This is a genomic window from Chitinophaga rhizosphaerae, assembly GCF_003958645.1.
GTDB classification, from domain to species: domain Bacteria; phylum Bacteroidota; class Bacteroidia; order Chitinophagales; family Chitinophagaceae; genus Chitinophaga; species Chitinophaga rhizosphaerae.
Genome location: NZ_RXLO01000009.1, coordinates 89,946 through 111,793, shown reverse-complemented (window position 1 = coordinate 111,793; position 21,848 = coordinate 89,946). Strand labels below are relative to the sequence as shown.

At 56.4% G+C, this 21,848-nt stretch carries 15 protein-coding genes; 8 read left to right on the top strand and 7 right to left on the bottom strand.

From position 1 onward, the window contains the following. Positions 1-63: 63 nt before the first annotated feature. Together dnaJ and EJ361_RS19910 are read right to left on the bottom strand one after the other, a co-directional pair. Positions 64-1,230 carry a molecular chaperone DnaJ gene (dnaJ, locus tag EJ361_RS19915; protein WP_126247543.1) on the bottom strand — a complete coding sequence of 389 codons (1,167 nt, stop codon included), beginning with the start codon at positions 1,228-1,230 and terminating at the stop codon, positions 64-66. Positions 1,231-1,309: 79 nt separating this feature from the next. Further along, positions 1,310-1,876 carry a nucleotide exchange factor GrpE gene (locus EJ361_RS19910; RefSeq protein WP_240646687.1) on the bottom strand — a complete coding sequence of 189 codons (567 nt, stop codon included), beginning with the start codon at positions 1,874-1,876 and terminating at the stop codon, positions 1,310-1,312. A gap of 125 nt (positions 1,877-2,001) precedes the next feature. Here EJ361_RS19910 and EJ361_RS19905 point away from each other — a divergent pair, with 125 nt between their 5' ends. Next, a complete protein-coding gene (locus EJ361_RS19905; RefSeq protein WP_126247541.1) occupies positions 2,002-3,174 on the top strand; it encodes a class I SAM-dependent rRNA methyltransferase in 1,173 nt (390 codons plus the stop codon). A 146-nt stretch (positions 3,175-3,320) separates the two neighbouring features. Here EJ361_RS19905 and EJ361_RS19900 read toward each other — a convergent pair whose 3' ends face one another. The 4 genes from EJ361_RS19900 to EJ361_RS19885 all read right to left on the bottom strand — a co-directional run bounded on the left by EJ361_RS19900 (position 3,321) and on the right by EJ361_RS19885 (position 12,654). After that, a complete protein-coding gene (locus EJ361_RS19900; RefSeq protein ID WP_126247538.1) occupies positions 3,321-3,683 on the bottom strand; it encodes a T9SS type A sorting domain-containing protein in 363 nt (120 codons plus the stop codon). Positions 3,684-3,845: 162 nt separating this feature from the next. After that, the gene (locus EJ361_RS19895) at positions 3,846-4,886 is read right to left on the bottom strand and encodes a PorP/SprF family type IX secretion system membrane protein (protein ID WP_126247536.1); all 1,041 of its coding nucleotides are present in this window, start codon (positions 4,884-4,886) and stop codon (positions 3,846-3,848) included. Between the two features lie 4 nt (positions 4,887-4,890). Beyond that, positions 4,891-7,728, bottom strand: a complete 2,838-nt coding sequence (locus tag EJ361_RS19890; protein WP_126247534.1) for a PKD domain-containing protein — start codon at positions 7,726-7,728, stop codon at positions 4,891-4,893. A 69-nt stretch (positions 7,729-7,797) separates the two neighbouring features. Beyond that, a complete protein-coding gene (locus EJ361_RS19885; RefSeq protein WP_126247532.1) occupies positions 7,798-12,654 on the bottom strand; it encodes a PKD domain-containing protein in 4,857 nt (1,618 codons plus the stop codon). Positions 12,655-12,857: 203 nt separating this feature from the next. On the opposite strand from EJ361_RS19885, the gene EJ361_RS19880 reads away from it, so the two are divergent. From EJ361_RS19880 to EJ361_RS19870, 3 genes are all read left to right on the top strand, one after another. Further along, complete coding sequence (locus EJ361_RS19880; protein WP_126247530.1) at positions 12,858-13,463, top strand: methyltransferase domain-containing protein; 606 nt, start codon at positions 12,858-12,860, stop codon at positions 13,461-13,463. 64 nt (positions 13,464-13,527) lie between these two features. Further along, positions 13,528-14,268, top strand: a complete 741-nt coding sequence (locus tag EJ361_RS19875; RefSeq protein ID WP_126247528.1) for a rhodanese-like domain-containing protein — start codon at positions 13,528-13,530, stop codon at positions 14,266-14,268. An 81-nt stretch (positions 14,269-14,349) separates the two neighbouring features. Further along, positions 14,350-15,027: a rhodanese-like domain-containing protein gene (locus tag EJ361_RS19870; protein ID WP_126247526.1), complete on the top strand. Its 678-nt coding sequence runs from the start codon at positions 14,350-14,352 to the stop codon at positions 15,025-15,027. Positions 15,028-15,117: 90 nt separating this feature from the next. Here EJ361_RS19870 and EJ361_RS19865 read toward each other — a convergent pair whose 3' ends face one another. Continuing rightward, positions 15,118-16,635 (bottom strand): carboxypeptidase M32, encoded by a 1,518-nt coding sequence (locus tag EJ361_RS19865; RefSeq protein WP_126247524.1) that lies wholly within the window; start codon positions 16,633-16,635, stop codon positions 15,118-15,120. 81 nt (positions 16,636-16,716) lie between these two features. Between EJ361_RS19865 and EJ361_RS19860 the strand changes: the two genes are divergently transcribed. The 4 genes from EJ361_RS19860 to recN all read left to right on the top strand — a co-directional run bounded on the left by EJ361_RS19860 (position 16,717) and on the right by recN (position 21,804). Beyond that, positions 16,717-17,811 (top strand): Nif3-like dinuclear metal center hexameric protein, encoded by a 1,095-nt coding sequence (locus tag EJ361_RS19860; protein WP_126247522.1) that lies wholly within the window; start codon positions 16,717-16,719, stop codon positions 17,809-17,811. Between the two features lie 3 nt (positions 17,812-17,814). Continuing rightward, the gene (locus EJ361_RS19855; protein WP_126247520.1) at positions 17,815-18,567 is read left to right on the top strand and encodes a zinc ribbon domain-containing protein; all 753 of its coding nucleotides are present in this window, start codon (positions 17,815-17,817) and stop codon (positions 18,565-18,567) included. A gap of 76 nt (positions 18,568-18,643) precedes the next feature. Beyond that, positions 18,644-20,131, top strand: a complete 1,488-nt coding sequence (locus EJ361_RS19850) for a tetratricopeptide repeat protein (RefSeq protein ID WP_126247518.1) — start codon at positions 18,644-18,646, stop codon at positions 20,129-20,131. A 20-nt stretch (positions 20,132-20,151) separates the two neighbouring features. Continuing rightward, positions 20,152-21,804, top strand: coding sequence for a DNA repair protein RecN (gene recN, locus EJ361_RS19845; RefSeq protein WP_126247516.1), 1,653 nt, complete (start codon positions 20,152-20,154; stop codon positions 21,802-21,804). Positions 21,805-21,848: the final 44 nt, after the last annotated feature.

Genomic DNA, 21,848 nt, shown 5'->3' with positions numbered 1-21,848 from the left:
GCCCAAAAAGCGACAGCCGGAACGAAGTCCGTTCCGGCTGCTGCCATATCGTATGCTGGAAAATCAGCTGAAGATGTCTTTCACTTTCTCGAAGAACCCTTTTTCGGATTTTTCGGGATTGGGTTTGAAATTGCCGGATTCCTGCATTTTTTCGAGCATGGCCTTTTCGTCGGCCGTGAGCGTCTGCGGCGTCCAGACATTCACCTGGATGAGCTGATCGCCTTTTTCGTAGCTGTTGACGGAAGGGAACCCTTTGCCTTTGAGCCGGAAAATTTTACCGCTCTGCGTTCCCGGCGGAACCTTGATCTTGGCCTTGCCGTCGATGGTCGGTACTTCGAGCTGAACGCCGAAAGCCGCGTCGGGGAAGGAGATGTGCAGGTCGAAGGCGACATTGAGGCCGTCGCGCTGCAATTCCGGGTGCGGTTCTTCTTCCACGAGAATGAGCAGGTCGCCCGGAGCGCCGCCGCGTTCGCCGGCATTTCCTTTTCCGCTCATGGACAACTGCATGCCTTCCATTACGCCGGCGGGAATGTCGATCGAAACGGTTTCTTCTCCATATTGACGGCCTTCTCCTTTACAGCTGGTGCATTTGTTGGTGATGATCTGTCCTTCCCCGTTACAGGTAGGGCAGGTGGTCACGGTTTGCATCTGGCCGAGGAAGGTCTGGGTCACTTTACGTACCTGGCCGGAGCCGTGGCAGGTGGTGCACGACTGGAAAGCGTTTTTGTCTTTCGCGCCGAGGCCGTTGCAGGTGTTGCAGGTGACGTGTTTCTTGACTTTGATCTTTTTATTGGTGCCTTTGGCGATCTCTTCGAAGTTCAGTTTGATCTTCACACGGAGGTTGCTGCCGCGGGTGCCCCGCTGCCTGCGTCCGCCGCCGCCGCCACGCTGGCCGCCGCCGCCGAAGAAGCTGCCGAAGATGTCTTCCCCGAAAATATCCCCGAAGTTGGAGAAGATATCGTCCATGTTCATGTGGCCGCTGCCGCCGAAGCCGCCGCGGTTGCCCATGCCGGCATGGCCGAAGCGGTCGTACTGGCCGCGCTTGTCGGGGTCGCTGAGCACTTCATATGCTTCCGCCGCCTCCTTGAATTTTTCTTCCGCTTCCTTATTGCCGGGGTTCCGGTCGGGATGGAACTGCATCGCCACCTTGCGGTACGATTTCTTGATTTCATCCTGGGAAGCGGTTTTGGCAACCCCTAATATTTCGTAATAATCTCTCTTGGTCGACATGTTTATACACTTGAAAAGCCCATTCCGGTGGAACAGGCTATGAAAATTCTATGGGACTGGCAAAACTGCTGTCACAACGTCATTTTCCGACTACCACGCGGGCATGGCGGATGATTTTGTCGTTGAGGTAATAGCCTTTTTGCAGTACATCGAGCACCTTGCCTTTCAGATCGTCTGTAGGGGCAGGGATTTCGGTCACGGCTTCGTGGAGGTCCGGGTTGAATTCCTCTTGCATGGCTTCCATGGGTTTAAGGCCCTTGGATTGCAGAATGTGCTGGAATTTGTTGAAAACCAGCATCACACCTTCTTTCACTGCGGTGGCTTCTCCCGATGTTTCCAGCTGTTTGGCGGCTCTTTCGGAATCATCGAGCACATCGAGTAGGGCAACGATCACTTCTTTGTTGGCAGTGTTGATCAGCTCGATCCGTTCTTTGGCGTTTCGCTTCCTGAAATTATCGAAATCCGCGTTCAGCAGGAGATATTTTTTACGTAGTTCGTCGAGGTCCGAACGGAGCTTGTCGGCCTCGTCCTCTTCCGGCAGCGCATCGTTCAAGTGGGAAGATCCGGCCTGGTTTTCATCGGAATTGATGTCCATTTCACGGGGTTCCTGCCCATTTGCCTGCATATCTTTATCTTTTTCTGTCATAATCGTACTTATTGTCTGCAAGTTACCCCTCGACAATAACTTTGCCAAGCGCCCGTTTCTGGACAATTTGGCAGGATCGGGAAGGATTCCCTGCATTTTGTACCTTTGCGCTCCAATAATAAACAATGACCAAGGTATTTCTCAAGAAAAAGATAGCGAACCGCGTATTGACGGGGCACCCCTGGGTTTTCGGCAACGAAGTGGGCCAGATCGAAGGGGAAGTGAACGCCGGCGATATCGTGGACGTGTTCACGCATAACGGTATTTTCGTTGGCCGGGGATACATCAACCCCCAATCCCAGATCCTCGTGCGGCTGCTCACCCGCGACCGGAACGAGACCATCGACGAAGGGTTCTTCCTCCACCGCCTCCGCAAAGCCTGGGAATACCGGAAAAAGCTCGGGTATGTGGAAAACTGCCGCCTCATCTTCGGCGAAGCAGACGATATGCCGGCCCTCATCATCGACAAGTTCAACGACTACTTCGTGCTCCAGACCATGGCCCTCGGCATCGACCGCTGGAAACCCGCCATCGTGAACGCCCTCCACGAAATCTTCCAACCCAAGGGCATCTACGAACGGAACGACGTGCCCGTGCGCGAACTCGAAGGCCTCGAACAAAAGAAAGGCTTCCTCAGCGATCCGTTCGACACCAATATCATCATCAACGAAAACGGCCTGAAATTCCATGTGGATATCGTGGGTGGACAAAAAACCGGTTATTTCCTCGACCAGCAGGATAACCGCCGCGCTATCCAGCACATCGTGAAAGGGGCAGACGTGCTCGAAGCGTTTTGCTATACGGGCACTTTCTCCTGCCATGCGGGGCATTACGGCGCCAAAAGCGTGCTGGGCCTCGATATCTCCGAGCACGCCGTGAACACGGCCCGCCGCAACGCGGAGCTGAACGGCCTGCAGGATATCTGTAAATTCCAGGCGGTGAACGCGTTCGACCAACTGAAACAATGGACCCGCGAAGAGCGCAAGTTCGACGTGGTGATCCTCGACCCGCCGGCCTTCACCAAAAGCCGTGAAAACATCCAGAAAGCGATCACGGGATATAAGGAGATCAACCTCCGCGGGATGAAGCTCCTGAAACCGGGCGGCTTCCTGGTAACGGCGAGCTGCACCAACCTGGTAGACCCGTCCATGTTCCTCGAAACGATCGACATGGCGGCGAAAGACGCGCGCAAACGCCTCCGCCAGGTTACGTTCCAGACGCAGGCGCAAGACCATCCCATCCTCTGGAACATCGAGAACACGACGTACCTGAAGTTCCTTATCGTGGAAGTACAATAATCCCGGTCCGGGAAAACGATAATCGAAAACGGCGCTCCCGGTCCGGGGGCGCCGTTTTTCATGGCATGCAAGAGAAAGAAAAAAGGCCGACGGTGCCTGTGCATCCTGTCAGCCTTTTATATCTTAAATATTCCTACTCGTAACGGTTATTTGACGACGTTGAACTTCCCCGATTCCACCAGCGTCCCGTCTTTTTCCCTTAACTGGAAAATGTAAAGACCGCTGTAATAATTGTCCAATGGAAGTTGCGCGCGGTTGGCAAGGTTCTTCAGGTGATCCACCTTCTTGCCCAGGAAGTTATATACAATAATCTCGTAAACCTTATCGTTATTACGCTGAATTTCGAAATAAATCTTGGTTGTAGCGGGATTCGGATAGGCCTTCACTACCTTACTCGTATTCTCGCCCTCGGGGAATGTTGAGGGATTGGTAGACTTGCTTTGGGACCATGCCGGTAACGACAGGGCGCAGAAGAAAGTAAATAGGATGAGAGTAACGGTTTTGTACATAGAACCCAAAGATATAAATTTTTTTAAATATTACCCAAATTTTTGCGGTTTGGTTGCTATATAAAGATAACAAACGGTCTGCCAAATTGTGCAATTTCCCTGCTCTTTTTTCTGAAATTTTAACGTTTTTAACAATTTTTTCCACAGCCGTCCGTTGCTCACTTAAAAACTCGGGCAGGTTACGCTGTTAAGCGTTGAATTCCATCGATTTAGGAAATTCTTGAAAACCATCGACACTTCGAACCCTCCCATGGCCTGGCTGGCCGTCCGCAGCCGGCTCACATTCACATCATAGCTCACCCCGATCTCCCAGGCCCCCATATCGAGGCGGAACATGGGCACAACGGCGTCGTTCCAACGGTAAAACAGCCCGCCGTACATCCCCCGGTCCGATTCCAGCCCGTCGTCCATCAACCCGTACCCCACGAACGCACCGCCGATGAACTCGGAATACGCCCCCTGGTGCACCTGGTTGTAATGCGCGATCACCCGCACCCTTTCAGACACCGGCACCGTAAAGCCCAGGTTGAAGCTCAGCTTGGGGTCGAGCGTCACTTTATCGTCGTCGTAAAAAGACACTTTCGGTTTGTTGAAATGGTAATACGCCGCACCCACGAACCAGTTGGTAGCCTCGCCCAGCACGCCGTTGTAACTCATCCCCACACCCGCGTCCCAGTATCCGTATCCGATCTTGCTCAGGCGGCCTTCCTCGCCGGTTGGCGCCGCGGGGTCGAAGCGCCCGCCGGTATATTGATTGTTGAACGTGAGATGCGCAGGGTTGAACTGCCGCTGCACATACCCGCCCATGAAGCCCACCGATAAAAAGCTGCTCTTGTCTTCGCTGAGGGATTTATGGTAATTGAGCGCCGGCAGGAACTGGACGGATTGCAGGTTGGACGAGCCCGCCCGGTCGAACGAAGCCTGTATCCCGGCCGTAACGTGGTCGTTATACTGCCCCACCGGGAACTTCATCTCCCCGCTGAGCGTGCCGGTCTGATACGGTATCGTGACGCTGTTCCACTGGTTCCGGTATACGCCCTGGAACCGCACATCGCCCTTGAAAAGCCCGATCAGCGCGGGATTGCGGAGGATAGGCGTTTCCATGAACTGAGACAGGTGGATGTCTTGCGCGCACAGCGGCAGCCCGATGCACGCGAGCATTCCGCTTAACCAGTATTTCTTCATGCTTTTCAGCGTTTTCATGTGATTATCGTAATAAGGTTACATTTCCTTGTAAGGTGAATCGATCGCCGGTATCGCAAACCGCGTCCAGCAGCCAGATGTAGACATCGGGCGCCAGGAGTTTCCCATTCTGCAAGCCTTTCCAGCCCGCAGCTGGATCGTTCATCTGGAAATTGCTCCTGCTGAACACTTCCTGGCCGCTCCTGCTGTAAATCCGGAAAGAATTGACGCTCCGCACGCCTTTGCCGCGGGGAAAGAAATCGTCGTTCATCCCGTCGTTGTTCGGGGAAAACCCGCTGGGGAGGAACACGTTGCCCTGGTCGCAGATCAGCCTGACATTCATCACGTCCGACTTCTTGCAACCTTCGTTATTGGTCACTTCATACGCGTAATCGATGCCGGAACGCGGCGTAGCCACGGTTTGCGGACAGGTTGCGCAATCGATCCAGGTATTGGGCTTCCATTCGCCGCGCACCACATCGGCGCTATACGAGGCTTCGAGCACTACGGTATTGCCGGCCACGAGCACCTGGTCTGGCCCGGCGTTCACGGTGGGCGTGGGTTTCACCGTCACCTTCACGGGCCGCGTTTCGGTGGGGCATGCGGGACCGTTGCCTGCGGTTACGGTATAAGTGGTGGTAACAGTAGGCGTAATGAGGGGCATCGCCGTGTTGCCGCCTTCGGTTACCGTCGGAGCCCAGTCATAATAAGCGGCGCCGCTCGCCCTGAGGCGGGCGCTGCTGCCGGCGCAGATCGCGGTATCGGGGCTCACGGTGAGCAATATTTTCGGAACTACGCGCAGGGAAAGGGTGTCTTTCACGGTACAGCCGAACGTATTGATGGCCGTTGCGATGTAGGATGTGTCTTCGGTAGGGGAGGCCACCGGGGTGGGACAATTGCTGCAATTCAGCTGCCAAGCCGGTTCCCAGGTAACGTTGCCGTTGGAAATGGCCTGGAGGTTGGAAGTGCCGCCCTCGCAGATTTTGACGGCAGATGCCTGAACGTTGAGGAAAGGCGTGGGATGGACGGCCACGTTGAACGTGATGGAATCCATACAGTTCCGCGCGTCGGTGATCACCAGTTTCACGGGGAAATTACCGCTGGAATTGAAGGTGGGCTTGTCGGGCGTCGATTTGTCGGACATGGCCACATTCCCGAATTCCCATTTCCAGGCGATCAGGGGGATGTTGGGTGTGGGGACGGATTGCTGGACGAACTGCACCGGTTGCCCCGCACAGGCGGAAGCGCCGGTTGCGAAGCGCGCTTCGGGCGCCATAACGGTGAGATGGTCTTTTTTGATGATCGTGTCCGGGCAAAGCGCGGCATCGTTGTAGAAGATGATGAGGGTGTCGGAGAAAACGCCTTTGGTGTTGACCAGTCTGCGTATATCCACATCCGTAGTTACGATCCGCTCGCCGTCTCCGAACCGCCAGTCGTAGTGGCGCACCAGTGCATGGGGCACCTGCACCACGCCGTAATGCACCTGGCTGTTGCGGCAAATGGAACCTACGCCGGTGTGGTAATCCGCTGCAAACACCTGGATGGTATGGTAAATGGTGCTCATGCAGGTCTGGGCCGCATTCCGCACAATGAGGCGGACGTTGTAGGTGCCGGGTTGGGAAAAAGTGTGGGTGGGATGGATGGTGTTGACGGACGGGGAATTGTCGTCGAAATTCCATTCATAGGTGTCGCTGGCCGTGGCGGTGGACGTGTTCATGAACGTGTACGTCATCCCCCCGCTCCCGCAATCCCTCGAAAACCTGAAATCCGCTACAGGACCGGTATTCGTTACCGTAACCGGTGCGGCATCGGTATAGCAGCCGTTGTTTCCGGCGCTCATCCTGACCGTCACGTTGCCGGCTGCACGAAACGCATGGTTGATATCGTTTTCCGGGCCTTCGTAGGTGGATCCGTCCCCGAAATCCCACCGGTACCGCGACGCATCCACCGCAGTGGCGAGCAACCGCGCCATGGTGCCGGCACAATCGTCTGGCCGGGAAACGGTGAAGCTCACATTTGATGGTTTGCTGCCGGTTTTTACTTGTTTCGGGAAAGTCTGCATCACGGCGCAACCCTGCTGAGTGGTAACGGTCAGCGTCACGTTGAAATCGCCGGCGGCCGTGTATTGATGGGTGATGACGGGCGTGGTGGAACTGGCCGTGGTATTGTCGCCGAACCCCCAGCTGTAGGAGACTGCGGGGTCGCCGGCGGGTGCCTGCACCGAAGCGTCGAACACGGCGGTGAACGGGAGGCAGCCTTCCTGCGGGGCGGAATTCATGGTGATGACGGGCGCGGAAACCATGATGAAATCGTTTTTCCGCAAAGTCTGCGTACAGCCGGTGGAATTGGTCACCGTTAAGGAGACATCGAATGTATCGATCTTGCTGAAGGTATGCTGAACGGTGGGCGCGCTCGAGGTCACGGGCGCCGATCCATCCCCGAAATCCCAGGTGCGGACGGTTGCGCCGGGCGTTTCGTCGGTGAAAGTGGCGGTATAAGTGCCGCAGGCTTTTTGTTTATCCACCTTGAATGCCGCCACGGGCACGGGATATATCGTGAAATTGGCGGTAGATGTGGCCGTGGCCGCGGTATAATATGCCGTGAGCTTGATGGAAACGGGGCCCGGTGTGTTGTAAGTCACCTTGGGATCGGTTTCCGTGGAACTTCTCCCGTCGCCGAAATCCCAGAGGTACGACGCCGCGCCTCCCGTGCTGGTATTTTTCAGCGTCACCGTGGCCGGCGCGCATTGCGACACCGGCGCCACCGTATAGGTAAACCCGGCCTGCTGGGCCGAGGCGCCCGCCGGCAAAGCCAGCAACGCCCACAACAATCGGATCAGGTTTTTCTTCTCAGGTGCTTTCATTTTTTCACAGGATATGGGAAAGTATAGGTTTATGGATTATACAAATTTATTATATTTTTTCCAATTCCCCTATCTCAGTAAAGTCACATTTCCTTTGAGGGTCATGGGCTCCCCGCTGTCGCACACGATTTCCGCATAGTAAACGAATACGTCCGGAGGAAGGGCTTGTCCGGCGAAACGCCCGTCCCATCCGCATCCCGGATCGTCCGACTGGCAATTCGCCCGTTCGAACACGAGTTGCCCCCAGCGGTTGAACACCCGGAACGATTTAATGGCCCTCACGCCGCGGCCGCGCACATAGAAAATATCGTTCTGGCCGTCGCCGTTCGGCGTGAAAGTATTGGGAATGAACGCAGTACTTCCGGAACAGAACAGTTTTACGGGCAGCAGAACGGTCGACTGGCAGCCGTACACGTTGGTGGCGGTGATCTGGTAGGTGACAAGCCCCTGCGTCTGCATTTCCGGCTGCGGACAGTCGTAGCAGCTGAGCCATTTCTCGGGATACCAGGCCCAGGTGATGATATCCGGGCTGCCGGTCACCGGCGCGGGCATCACGGTGCCGCTGGGAACGTTCAGGGTCTGCGGAACGGTGATCACAGGCGGTTGGTGCACGGTTACGGTCACGCGGGCGGTATCGGTAAAACAGGCGTCGTTGCCATACCCCACCACCCGGTATTGCGTGGTGGCTTGCGGTGTGGCCACGGGGTCCTGGAGGCCGGCGTCGCTCAATCCGTCTGCGGGGATCCAGCGGTAGCGGACGGCCCCGGTGGCGCGGAGGCGGGTTTGTTTGCCTTCGCAGATCTCGGCGTTGGAGGCATTGACCGTGAAAGGATGCGATACGCGGACGCGAAGGGAATCGACCGCGCGGCAGCCGTACTGGTTGACGGCGGACACGCGGTAAAGGGTGTCCAGCACCGGACTGATCACGGGGTTCTCGGCTGTGGCGCTGGAAATATTGTAAGGCGTCCAGTTGTATTGCGCAGGCCCGCCGTTGCTGATGACTTGCAGGGATTGGCCTTCGCAAACGAGCGCCTGGCGGGGCGTTACCGCGAGCGAAGGCAGCGGGTTCACCACCAGCCTGAATTCCGCCGTGTCTGGACAGGTGCCTTCGGAATTACGGATCACGAGGCTGACGTCGTGCAAGCCGGCCTGCTGGTAAACGAGGCGCGGGGGCAGGGAAGGGCTGTTGCCGGGTTGGCCGTCTACCGTCCACGTCCAGCTGGTGGCGGGCAGCCCGCGGTTCTCGGAGCCGGAGAACTGCACAGGCTCATTCACGCAAACGGGGCCTGCCGGCGCAATGGCGGCTTCGGGTTTCGGGTCGATCTTCAATGTCAGGAAAGCGGAATCCTCGCAACCATACCGGGTAATGGCCAAAAGTTTAACGCGGTAGTCGGCCGCGCCGGTGTAGGCGAAACGCGGGTGTTCGTCGGTGCTCACGTCGTCCGTTCTTGCATCCACCCCGAAATCCCAGCGGTATTGCATGGCATCGCCATGGCGTTCGGCAGACAGGGATGTGGAAGCATTGGTGAACAGCACATCGGCCTGGTCGCAGGCCGCGAGCGTGCTCATGGTGAAGCCGGCCGTGGCCCTGTCTACCACGATGCTGTCGGGCAGGCCCTGTGCGGGCACTTTGCATCCTTTCGCGTCTTCCAGCACCACACGGGGATAGTAAACGCCGGGCTGCGTGTATTCGTAGGAGAAAGTATTGGTATTGGTGGTGGTCACGGTGCCGTTGTCCATGTCCCAGGTGTATTTGGCGGTGTTTGGCGAACTGGCGCTGAAGGAGGTGGTATGCGGTGCGCAACCGATTTTATGAGTGATGGTCTTGGTGCCGATGGGGCCTTCGATGAAGATATCCTGCGTGGTAGTGCTCACGCAATCGCCGGCGGAATACACGTTCAGGGTAATGGTATAGTTGCCGGGAAGATTATACACGTGATCGGGCTCGTCGAGGTTGGAGCGGCTGTTGTCCCCGAATTCCCATACGGCGCGAGCGTAACCGGTACTTTGGTTATCGGGCGAAACGAGGGCCGGCGGGCACTGCGCCACCTGTCCCGGAACGGTGAATTTCGCCTGCGGATCAGGGACGGTGATGAACTGGTTTTTGGTTTCGGTGGATGTACATCCTTCATCGTCCGTTACCGTCAGTTTTACGGTGTAAATACCGGCGGTGGTAAACGTTTTCAGCGGATGGCGGTCGGTAGAGGAGGAGTTATCCCCGAAATCCCAAGCATATGTGAGATTGGTGCCGGTTGAGGTATTGCTGAACTGGAACCCGGTATTCTTGCAGGCAACCTGTGCCGGCGCCTGGAACCCAGCTTCCACGTCGCGCACGGTTACCGGCCGCGAAATCGAAGTGAGGCAGCCGGCCTGGTCTTTCACCTGGAGCACCACGTTGAAAGTGCCGCTGGATGCGAAAGCGTGTTTGTAATTGGTGGGTTTGGCTGTCACGGTTTCATCCGCCGTCCCGTCCCCGAAATTCCAGGTCCAGCTTTCGATCGCATGGCCGTGGAAGGAAGTGGACGCATCGTTGAACGTTTGCTCGTCTCCCTCGCAACGCCGGCCCGTCACCGCAAAATCCGCAGTGGAACCATTCACCTGGATGTCGAGCACGTTAGACGAAGTCACGCAGTTATTGCGGTCGGTCACGGTCAGCACTACGTTATAGCGCCCAGGTTGCGAGAAAACCTTGGCGATATTGTTGCCGCCAACCGGCGCATAAGTCCCGTCTCCCCAGTTCCATTCCCAGCGAACGATATTGTTTTCGTCCACATTGCTGCGAGAGAACACGAGCGGATTGGCGGCGCAGACTGCCGGAGCAGCGCTGATGACGGGCCGCTCGTCGATAATGTCTGCCACCTGCGTCATTTCCGATTCGCAATTCCCGTCGGTTACGACCAGCCGGACGCTGTACGTGCCGGGCGTAGCGTAAACATGTGTGGGCGATTGATCGGTGGATGTGTTTCCGTCGCCGAATTCCCATCTCCAGAACCGCGGCGTTCCGGGAATGGGGCCGAAGTCGGAGAGGTCGGTGAACGTTACGCGCATTTTATCGGAGCAGGGGTTGCTCATCCCGAAATTGGCGATGGGCGGGAGGATGCGGATGAAATCGGGCTTGGTGAGCGTGCGGCGGCAACCGAAGTTGTTAACGGTGAGGGTTACATCGTGCAGGCCGAGGTTGCGGAACCGGTACACGGGGTTTTCGGTGCGCAGGATCATCCCGCCGTCTTCCGGCAATACCCATTCCCATTCGGTGCCGCGGGGCTGGGAAAGGTTGGTGAAGCTCACCGGGTCCCTTTGGCAGGGCGCTTTCGGGGCCGCGTCGAACGCCACGACCGGGATGCGGCCAGCCCGGGCGGTGGTTTGCAGATCTACCCGGCAGGTCCCGTTCACCATGAGCACCAGGCGTACCGTATAGGCGCCTTCGTTATTATAGGTGTGCGATGGGTTGGGCGAGGTAGAGGTGTTGGCGGCGCCGGAAGCCGGGTCCCCGAAATCCCACTGGTAGCCGGTAATGACGCCGGCCGTCAGCAACCGGGCGCTGAATGCGGCAGTGTGGGGGATACAGCCCTCGGGGTCCGGCACGTCGATCACCGCCTGCGGCCGCTCGGCGATGATGAAATCGTTCAAGGAAAGCCGGTCGGTACAGCCAGCTGCATTGGAAACGTCGAGCGTTACGTCGAACTGGCCGAAGTTATTGTAGGTATGTAGCGGGGAAGGGCCGGTGCCGGTGGTGCCGTCGCCGAATGTCCATTGGTAGGTAGATGCCCCGGTAGAGGTGGAGGTAAACTGCACATCGAACGGTGCGGCGCAACTGGTCCTGGGCGTTGCCGTGAAACCCGCCGCGGGCCTTGGATGTACGGTAACCGCTTTGGTGACGGTTTCGAGGCAGCCCGGCCTGCCAGACGTCAGCGTAATGCTGTACGTTCCGGGCGCCGTAAAACTAAAAGAGGCGTCCCTGCCGGAAGATGTGCTCCCGTCCGGGAAAGTCCAGCTGGAAAGGGTGGGATTCGGCGAGGTGGTGTTCCGGAAGCGGGTGGGCGCGCCGATACAGGCGGTGCCGTCTACCACGAAGTCTGTCCGCGTGCGCTGGATCACTACGAACGCCGTTTTGGAAACGGTGTTCTCGCAACCTTCGGGCGTGCGGGCCCGCAGCGTGACGGTGTAGCTGCCTTCGTTGGCGTAGGTGTGCGAGGGGTGTTGCGCGGCGGAAGTGTTGGCGGTGCCGGAGGCCGGGTCCCCGAAATCCCAGGCATAGGTCAGCCCGCCGGGCCCGCTGCTGCGGAAGTTGACGGTGAGGGGCGTGGTGCAGGAAGTCTGCACGTCAGACACGAAATCGATCTGCGGTGTGCTGCCCACGCGGATATATTGGGGCAAGGTGAGGCCTTCCTTGCAGCCGAAGCTGTTTTCCACGATGGTGGAGATGGAGAAGGCGCCGTTGACGTTGAAGGTATGGGAAACATCGGCCCCGGAAGCGGAGTTGCCGTCGCCGAAATCCCAGGTGATGGAGCGGATGGTGCCCGATCCGGGAGCGGAAGCGTCGGTGAACCGGACGGCCATGGGCGTGCAGCCCGACAGTGGCGTGGCGGAGAACCTGGGCACGGGGTTCTGGTACACCGTGATGGTTTGCGTGGCCGTGCGGGTGCCGCCGGGGTACGTGGCCGTTAACCGGACGTGATAGGTTCCGGGCGCGGTAAATACCTTGGAAGCGTGCTGGTTGGTGGAATGCGCGCCCAGCTGGAAATCCCAGTCCCAGGTGGCGCCGGCGTCGGAAGTATTGGTGAAGGAAACGGTCAGCGGTGCGCAGCCGGCGGTAACGTCGGCGGAAAACGAGGCTTGTTGTGCACGGGCCGTGAACGAACAGAGAATGGTCAGGCAGCAGCATACGGCCGCAATATGGTTTTTCAGTTGGCGTCGGTTGATCATAGGTTTACCCGAAAATTGGAGGTATAACCCGCTCGGGGCTTTTGTGTCAAAGAGGTAAAAATAATATTTAAAAAAGAATTATCTGTTTATATTAACATTATGTTTTCATCGTGTTAAGCGATTAATTATTTATTTGCCCCCGTAACGGATGTGTAAGAAGTACATTTACTTGAATTTACGTCCGGATTCCAAACCAAATGGATATGGCTGAATTGGATAAAGCTTATTGGAATGCGCGCTATGAGCGCGGGGAAACCGAATGGGACATGGGAACCGTATCACCCCCTTTGCGGGACTATTTCGACCAGCTGCCCAACAAGAACCTCCGGGTGCTCATCCCGGGCGGTGGCAACAGTTATGAAGCCAAGTATTTGTGGGACAGTGGGTTCCGCGATATTACGGTGCTGGATATTTCTTCCGTGATCATCGACCGTTTGAAGCAGAAATTCTCCGGGACCGGGATCAAATTCGAAACGGGGGATTTCTTCGAGCATGAGGCGGAGTACGACCTGATCGTGGAGCAAACCTTCCTTTGCGCGCTGGACCCGGCCCTCCGGCAAGCCTACGCGCGGCATATGTACGACCTCCTCTGGGAAGAAGGCCGCCTCGTCGGGGTGCTCTTCAACCGCGAGTTCGACGAGCCCGGCCCCCCGTTCGGCGGCGGCATCAAGGTTTACCGCAGGATGTTCGAACCGTATTTCGCTTTCAAAACCTTTGCCCCCTGCTATAACTCGCATCCCGCAAGGTCAGGCAGGGAAGTGTTCATCAATTTCCGGAAGCTCGACAGCGTAGGCCGCCGCCGGTCGTAACGTTTCCTGCAGATTGTGTATCTTTATGGATTAGCCGTTAAAGACAAAACAATCAAGGAAACCGATGAAAAATTTCATAGCCATTGCCGCTTTGCTCTGTAGCGTAACCTTTGCCAACGCCCAACAGACCGTTTCGGCCGATATGTTTGAAAAAGGCCTCCGCCGGACAGACGTTCAGCTGCTCGACGTCCGCACCGCCAGGGAATTCAAGACCGGCCACCTGCCCAACGCGCTCCAGGCCGATTTTACCAACAAGGAAGAATTCGCCCATCGCGTCAAATCCCTCGACAAATCCAAACCCGTATTCGTATACTGCCTCGTTGGCGGCCGGAGCGGCGCTGCAGCCAAATGGCTGGCAGATAACGGTTTCAAGGACGTGACCGACCTTTCCGGCGGCATCAACGCCTGGAGAGCCGAAAGCAAGCCCATCGCCGGGGGCGAAAAAGTCCCGCAAATGCGTATGGACCATTACGAACAGGCCATCTCCGGCAGCCAGTGGATCCTTGTAGACGTTGGCGCCGAATGGTGCCCGCCCTGCCGCAAAATGGCGCCCGTCGTGAAACAGTTCACCGAAGAAAAGAAAATCAAAATACTGAACGTCGACGGCGGAAACGACACCGATGTCATGAAATCCATAACCGCGAGTTCGACGAGCCCGGCCCCCCGTTCGGCGGCGGCATCAAGGTTTACCGCAGGATGTTCGAACCGTATTTCGCTTTCAAAACCTTTGCCCCCTGCTATAACTCGCATCCCGCAAGGTCAGGCAGGGAAGTGTTCATCAATTTCCGGAAGCTCGACAGCGTAGGCCGCCGCCGGTCGTAACGTTTCCTGCAGATTGTGTATCTTTATGGATTAGCCGTTAAAGACAAAACAATCAAGGAAACCGATGAAAAATTTCATAGCCATTGCCGCTTTGCTCTGTAGCGTAACCTTTGCCAACGCCCAACAGACCGTTTCGGCCGATATGTTTGAAAAAGGCCTCCGCCGGACAGACGTTCAGCTGCTCGACGTCCGCACCGCCAGGGAATTCAAGACCGGCCACCTGCCCAACGCGCTCCAGGCCGATTTTACCAACAAGGAAGAATTCGCCCATCGCGTCAAATCCCTCGACAAATCCAAACCCGTATTCGTATACTGCCTCGTTGGCGGCCGGAGCGGCGCTGCAGCCAAATGGCTGGCAGATAACGGTTTCAAGGACGTGACCGACCTTTCCGGCGGCATCAACGCCTGGAGAGCCGAAAGCAAGCCCATCGCCGGGGGCGAAAAAGTCCCGCAAATGCGTATGGACCATTACGAACAGGCCATCTCCGGCAGCCAGTGGATCCTTGTAGACGTTGGCGCCGAATGGTGCCCGCCCTGCCGCAAAATGGCGCCCGTCGTGAAACAGTTCACCGAAGAAAAGAAAATCAAAATACTGAACGTCGACGGCGGAAACGACACCGATGTCATGAAATCCATCAACGCCACCGAATTGCCCACTTTCATCCTGTACAGGAATGGCAAGGAAGTCTGGCGGAAATCCGGGACCGTAACACCGGAAGAATTCCGCAAAGCGATGAAATAAATGAAAAAGGGGCACTTCATATTGAAGTGCCCCTTTTTTAATCTATCGGAATGATGATTTGAATGATCCTGTTTACTTCCGGAAGGAATTTCACGCCCCCAGATTATACATCTTCCCGTATTTCTCCTGCGCGTACGCCATGAAATGTTTGAAATTGAGCTTCTCGCCCGTCACTTTTTCACATAACTCGTTGGAAGTGTAATACCTGCCGTGACGGTGGATATTGTCCCGCAACCAAAGCAGCAGCCCGTTGTACCGGCCGTCGGCGATGGCATTGTCCAGCCCCGTGATCTGCTTGCGGGCGGCGGAAAAGAACTGCGCCGCATAAAAACTGCCGAGCGAATACGTAGGGAAGTATCCGAAGGCGCCGTGGCTCCAGTGAATGTCTTGCAGGACCCCGTGCATATCGTCCGTCACTTTCACGTTGAGGAAATCGAGATAGTATTGGTTCCAGATGTCGCGGAGGTCTTTGGTCCGCAATTCCCCGCCGATCAGCCCCTTTTCGATCTCGTATCGGATCATGATATGGAAATGGTAGGTGAGCTCATCGGCTTCGGTACGGATCAGCGAGGGCTGCACCTGGTTGATGGCTTTATAGAAATCCATGATGGGAACGGCTTGCAGGTTGGCGCGGAACAGCCCTTGCAGGTGGCCGTAATGTTTCTGCCAGAAAATGAGGCTCCTGCCTACATTGTTCTCCCAGAGCCGGCTTTGCGATTCGTGGATGCCCAGGCTGGCCGCTTCGCCGCAGGGAAGGCCATACTGTTCCACGGGCAAGCCCTGTTCGTACAGGGCATGGCCGCCCTCGTGGATGCAGCTCCAGGTCATATTGCCGAGGTCCTGCTCGTCGATGCGCGTGGTCACGCGGACGTCCAGCGGGTTGAAGCTCGTGGTGAAAGGGTGTTCGGACACATCCTGCCTGCCCGCCCCGAAATCGTAGCCCATGGCTTTGAGGATATCGATCCCGAATTGCCATTGCTGGTCTTTGGGGTAGAGCCGGTTCAGGAACTTCTTGTCTGGCGGGGTTTGGAGGGCAATTTGCTGCAGCAGGGGGTGGAGCGACTGGCGCACGTCCCGGAAGATGGCGTCGAGCATGGCTACGTCGGCGCCTTTTTCGTATTCATTGAGGAGCGCGTCGTAAGGGTGGCCGGTATATCCGAGGATGTCTGCCTCCTTTTTCTTCAGTTCCACCATTTTGGCCAGCAGCGGTTCGAACACGGAAAAGTCTTTTTCCTTGCGGGATTTGATCCAGGCATGATAGGCGGCGTTGGAGGCGGTAGAGAGCTCGGCTACGAAGGGACCGGGATATTTCCGCTGTTTTTCGAAGTCTTCGGCAGACAGTTCCACGTTGCGGCGCTGCACGTCGTCGAGGTCCTGGCGGTTTTTCAGTTCCTGCAGGAGATCGCCGAGGGCGGGGGCGGTAGACAGTTCGTGGGAGATGGTGCTGAGTGTGGTGATCTGGCGGCCGCGGAATTCCGCGCCTTTTTCGGGGAGGTAGGTTTCCTGGTCCCATCCGAGGATGGACACGGAATTGCGTACATCTGCGATTTGCTGCATCCGGGCGGTATAGTCCTGGTAAAGGTCTGCTGAAGTTTTTTGCACTGTCATGAAAAGCGGTTTATTTTACAAATCTAATCAACTAATCCGCGCCAGCAATTGCGGATGCGGAATGTTGACTATCTTGAAGATATGACGATTCAATCCATCATACAAGTGATCGAGCGGTTTGCGCCGCCGGCTTACCAGGAAAGTTATGATAATGCGGGGCTGTTGTTCGGCCATGCCGGATGGGAAGCGAAAGGCGTGCTCCTCACGCTGGACGTTACCGAGGCGGTGATCGACGAAGCCATCGAAAAGGGTTGCAACCTGGTGATCGCGCATCACCCGATCGTTTTCGGGGGACTGAAGCGCATCACGGGCCGCAATTACGTGGAAAGGGTGGCGATCAAGGCCATCAAGAACGATATTGCGGTGTATGCCGCCCATACGAACCTCGATAATGTGCGCGCCGGCGTCAGCGCCATGATGGCAAAGCAGCTGGGGCTGGAGAAAACCCGCGTCCTCGACCCGAAACCCGGCCTTTTGCGCAAGTTGTACACCTTTGTGCCGGCCGGGCACGCGCCGGCGGTGCAGGATGCGCTGTTTGCCGCGGGGGCGGGGCATATCGGCAACTACAGCGAATGCAGCTTTTACCATGAAGGAACGGGCACTTTCAAGGGAGGCGAGGGAACTGACCCCTTCGCCGGCAAGCCCGGCGAGCGGCATGGCGAGGCGGAAGTGAAGGTGGAGGTCATATTCCCGGCGCAGCTGGAGGGAGCGGTGACGGCCGCCCTGCATAAGGCGCATCCTTACGAGGAGGTGGCGTACGACGTGGTGAAGCTGGAAAACCGCTGGGCCGAAGTGGGATCGGGGCTGATCGGCGAACTGCCGGAAGGGATGGACGAAATGGCTTTTCTCCGGATGGTAAAGGAGCGTTTCCGGACGGGTTGCGTGCGCTATACCCCCCTCCGGGGCAAAAATGTACGGAAAGTGGCGGTGTGCGGCGGTGCGGGGAGTTTCCTGCTCCGGCAGGCCCGGAGCGCCGGGGCGGATGCCTACATTTCGGCCGATTTTAAATACCATGAATTTTTTGATGCTGAAAATCAATTAATTATCGCAGATGTCGGACATTTTGAAAGCGAACAGTTCGCAGTAGACTTATTTTATCATATATTGACTGAAAATTTTAGTAACTTCGCGCCTCTAAAATCTACCATCAACACAAACCCGGTAAATTATTTATAATACATGGCTACTGTAAAAGAATACAACGTCGAGGAAAAGCTGGTTTCTGTACTGCGTTTACAGAAGATCGATTCCAAGTTGGATGAAATCCAGATCCTGAAAGGGGAGTTGCCGATCGAAGTGCGGGATCTTGAGGATGAGATTGAAGGCCTGAACCACCGTTTGGCTCATATCGAAGACGAGATCAAAGGCATCCAGGATTTCGTAGCCGCCAAGAAAAACGCCATCAAAGACGCGGAAGCGCTGGCCAAGAAATACGAGAAGCAGCAGGATAACGTGAAGAACAGCCGTGAATTCGAAGCCATCTCCAAAGAGATCGAAATGCAGCAGCTGGAGATCAAACTGGCGGAAAAGCACATCCGCGACGCTAACGACGATATCAAGGAAAAATCCCGCTCCCTCGAGGTCGCCAAGCGCACCATCGGCGACAAGGAAACCAACCTGAAACATAAGAAAGGGGAACTGGAGAAAATCATCGGCGAAACCGAAAAAGAAGAAAAAGGGTTCGAAAAGCAAAGCGAAGAAGCCCGCACCAAAGTGGATGCCCGCCTCCTCGCCGCTTACGAAAAAATCCGAAAGAACTACCGCAACGGCCTGGCCGTGGTAACCGTCGTGCGCGATTCCTGCGGCGGCTGCTTCAACGCCATCCCCCCGCAACGCCAGGCGGAAATCCGCCATCGCAAAAAGATCATCGTTTGCGAACATTGCGGACGTATCTTGGTAGATAATGATCTCGACGCCACCGTAACCATTTAAGTTCCGGTAGCCGAAATAATAACATGTTAGGAACTCCGCGCATATCCATTGCGCGGAGTTCCTTATTTTTGCCCCTATGCGTTTCATACTCCTCTTCGCCCTGATATGCAGTATAGTCGTGCCCGTGAGCGCGCAGCAGCCCCGGTACGATTTCAACGGCCGCTGCCAGCAAGCCTATCATGCGATCATGCAGCTGCGTTTGCAAACGGGCATCGGGCTCCTGGAAGCGGAAAAACGCGAAAACCCCGACAACCTCCTTCCATATTTCATCGAAAACTACGCGGATTTCTTCACCCTGTTTTTCAATGAAGACGCCAATGCCTACGCCCGGCAACGGAAGCAGCGCGCCGTGCGGCTAGACAGGCTGGCGGAAGGCCCGGAAGACAGTCCGTTTTACCTCTACACACAGGCCGTCGTAAAATTCCAGTGGGCCCTCATCAAAGTGAAATTCGGGGAAAAATGGGACGCCGTCTGGGAAGTGCGCAAATCGTACATCACCCTGAAAGACAATGAGCGCAAATATCCCGGGTTCCTGCCCAATAAAATGATCCTCGGGCCCATGCAAACCGTGTTCGGCACCATCCCCGAAGGCTATAAATGGATCACCAATATCCTCGGCCTGCGCGGCAGCATCAAACAGGGGATGGGCAACCTCTCCCAGGTCATCGATAGCCACGACCCCGTGGCCGATATTTTCCGCGAAGAATCCTACTATTACTACTGCTACCTCAAGCTGTTCATCGAAAACAAACCGGAACAACTCTGGGATTTCGTGGAGAAAAAACAGCTGGATACAAAAAATAACTATCTTTTCGCCCTGATGGTGGCCAACCTGAGCCTCAACAACCAGAAAGCCGACCAGGGCATCCGGGTGCTGGAAGAACGCCGCCCGAGCCCGGAATACGCACATCTCTGGTACAGCGAATACGCCATGGGCCTCATGAAATTCGAACGCGGCGATGCCGACGCCATCGCCCACCTCGAAAAATTCGTGAACGGCTTCAAGGGGAAATTCTATATGAAAGAAGCCCTCCAGCGACTGAGCTGGGCGTATTACCTGAAAGGCGACATATCGAAGGCGCAATATTACCGGAACCTCGTTCCCCAACGCGGGAACATGGAAACTGACGCCGACAAACAGGCACAGAAGGAAGCCAAAAGCGGCAAATGGCCCAATGCCGTACTGCTGAAAGCCCGGTTGCTGAGCGACGGCGGATTTTATACCGAAGCGCGCGACCTGCTCCTGTCCAAAAAAACGACCGATTTCTCCCTGGTGGAACAAAAGCTGGAATACGCCTACCGCCTGGCCCGGATTTACGACGAAATGGGGAACGATTCGGCCGCCCTCCGCCTGTACGACGCCACCATCAAGATCGGCACCAACCGGCCGGAATATTTTGCCGCAAGGGCGGCGCTCCAGGCCGGGTACATCTATGAAAAAGCGGGCGACAAACAGAGAGCCCGGACTTACTTCCAGACCTGCCTCGATATGGAAGGCCACGATTACAAAAATTCCCTCGACCAGCGCGCCAAATCCGGCATGCTCCGGCTCGACGGTAAATAAAACAACGGAACAACACTGATATGTTATACCGCCTGGTTATTCAGAATTACGCGATCATCGACGAGCTGGAAGTCGATTTCGCCGGCAACCTAAACGTCATTACCGGCGAAACCGGCGCCGGTAAATCTATCCTGTTGGGCGCCCTCAGCCTCATCCTGGGAGAAAGGGCAGACCCGGCCGTGCTATTCGATAAAACCCGGAAGTGCGTCATAGAAGGCGCTTTCCGTGTAAAAACGGCACAGGTGCAACCCTTTTTCGAGGCCAATGAACTGGACCTCGACGATCCTGTGATCATCCGCCGAGAGATCAGCGCCGCCGGCAAATCGCGCGCGTTCATCAACGATACACCCGTCAACCTGTCCCAACTCCAGGAACTGAGCGCCCTCCTCGTGGACCTCCACCAGCAGTTCGACACCCTGGAGCTGGAGAAATCCAACTTCCAGCGCGAAGTGGTAGACGCGCTGGCGGGGCATACGGAGCTCCTGCAGGCCTACGGCAAGCGGTTCAGCCACTATGCCCGCCTGCAACGCGAAATGCGGGAATTGACGGCCCTGCGCGACAATGCCAACAAAGAAGCCGATTACAACAGGTTCCTGCTCGACGAATTGCTTGATATCAGCCTGCAGGACAATGAAATAGAACAGCTCGAAGCCGAACAGCAGCTGCTGAGCCACGCCGAAGAGATCAAGGGCACGCTGAACCGGATCTATTTCCAGCTGAAGGAAGACGAACAACCCCTCCTCCAACAGCTCCGCCAGTTGCAGCAAAGCCTCCAGGGGCTGTCGGCTTTCCATAAAGATGTGCCGCCCATCGCCGAAAGGATGCAGTCGAGCTACCTCGAGCTGCAAGACCTCGCCGCAGAAGTGGAGCGCCTCAACGACGGCGTACAGTTCGACGGTGAGCGGATGGAACAGCTGAATGAAAGGCTGGCCCTGGCTTACAAGCTCCTGAAGAAGCACGGTGTGCAGGATACGGCCGCGCTGCTGGCCATCCGCGACCAGCTGCAGGAAAAACTGGACGGCGTCCTCAATCTCGACGACCGCATCCGCGAAACTGAAAAGCAACTGGCCGAAAGCCAGGAATCGCTGGAGAAAGACGCGCAAAAGCTATCCGACCAGCGCAAGGCACAAACGGCGCCCTTCGAAGCGAAAGTGAACGATTTGCTGGCGCAGGTGGGCATGCCCAATGCGCGCATCCGGGTGGATATCGCGGAGGGCGCGCTGCAGGCTTTCGGGAAAGATACGATCGAGTTCCAGTTCGACGCCAACCGCAGCAACCAGTTCGGGCCCATCCGCAAGGTGGCCTCGGGCGGGGAACTTAGCCGTTTGATGCTGTGCATCAAATCGCTGGTGGCGCGTTCGGTATCATTGCCCACGCTCATTTTCGACGAAATCGATACCGGTATTTCGGGCGAAGCCGCCAGGCAGGTGGGTATCATTATGAAAGAACTGGCGCGCGGGCACCAGGTGATCTGTATCACCCACCAGCCGCAACTGGCGGGTAAGGCAGACGCACACTACTTTGTGTACAAGCAGTTGGTGGATGATAAGGTGAAGACGGGGGTGCGGCTGCTTTCGCAGGAAGAGCGGATCACGGCCATCGCCAAGATGCTGGGCGGGGAGAAGCCTACGCAGGCGGCGATGGAGAACGCCCGGGAGATGGTTACGCAATAAGATTTCAATTTTCGACTTTAACTGCTAAATTTGCCCAAATTTTA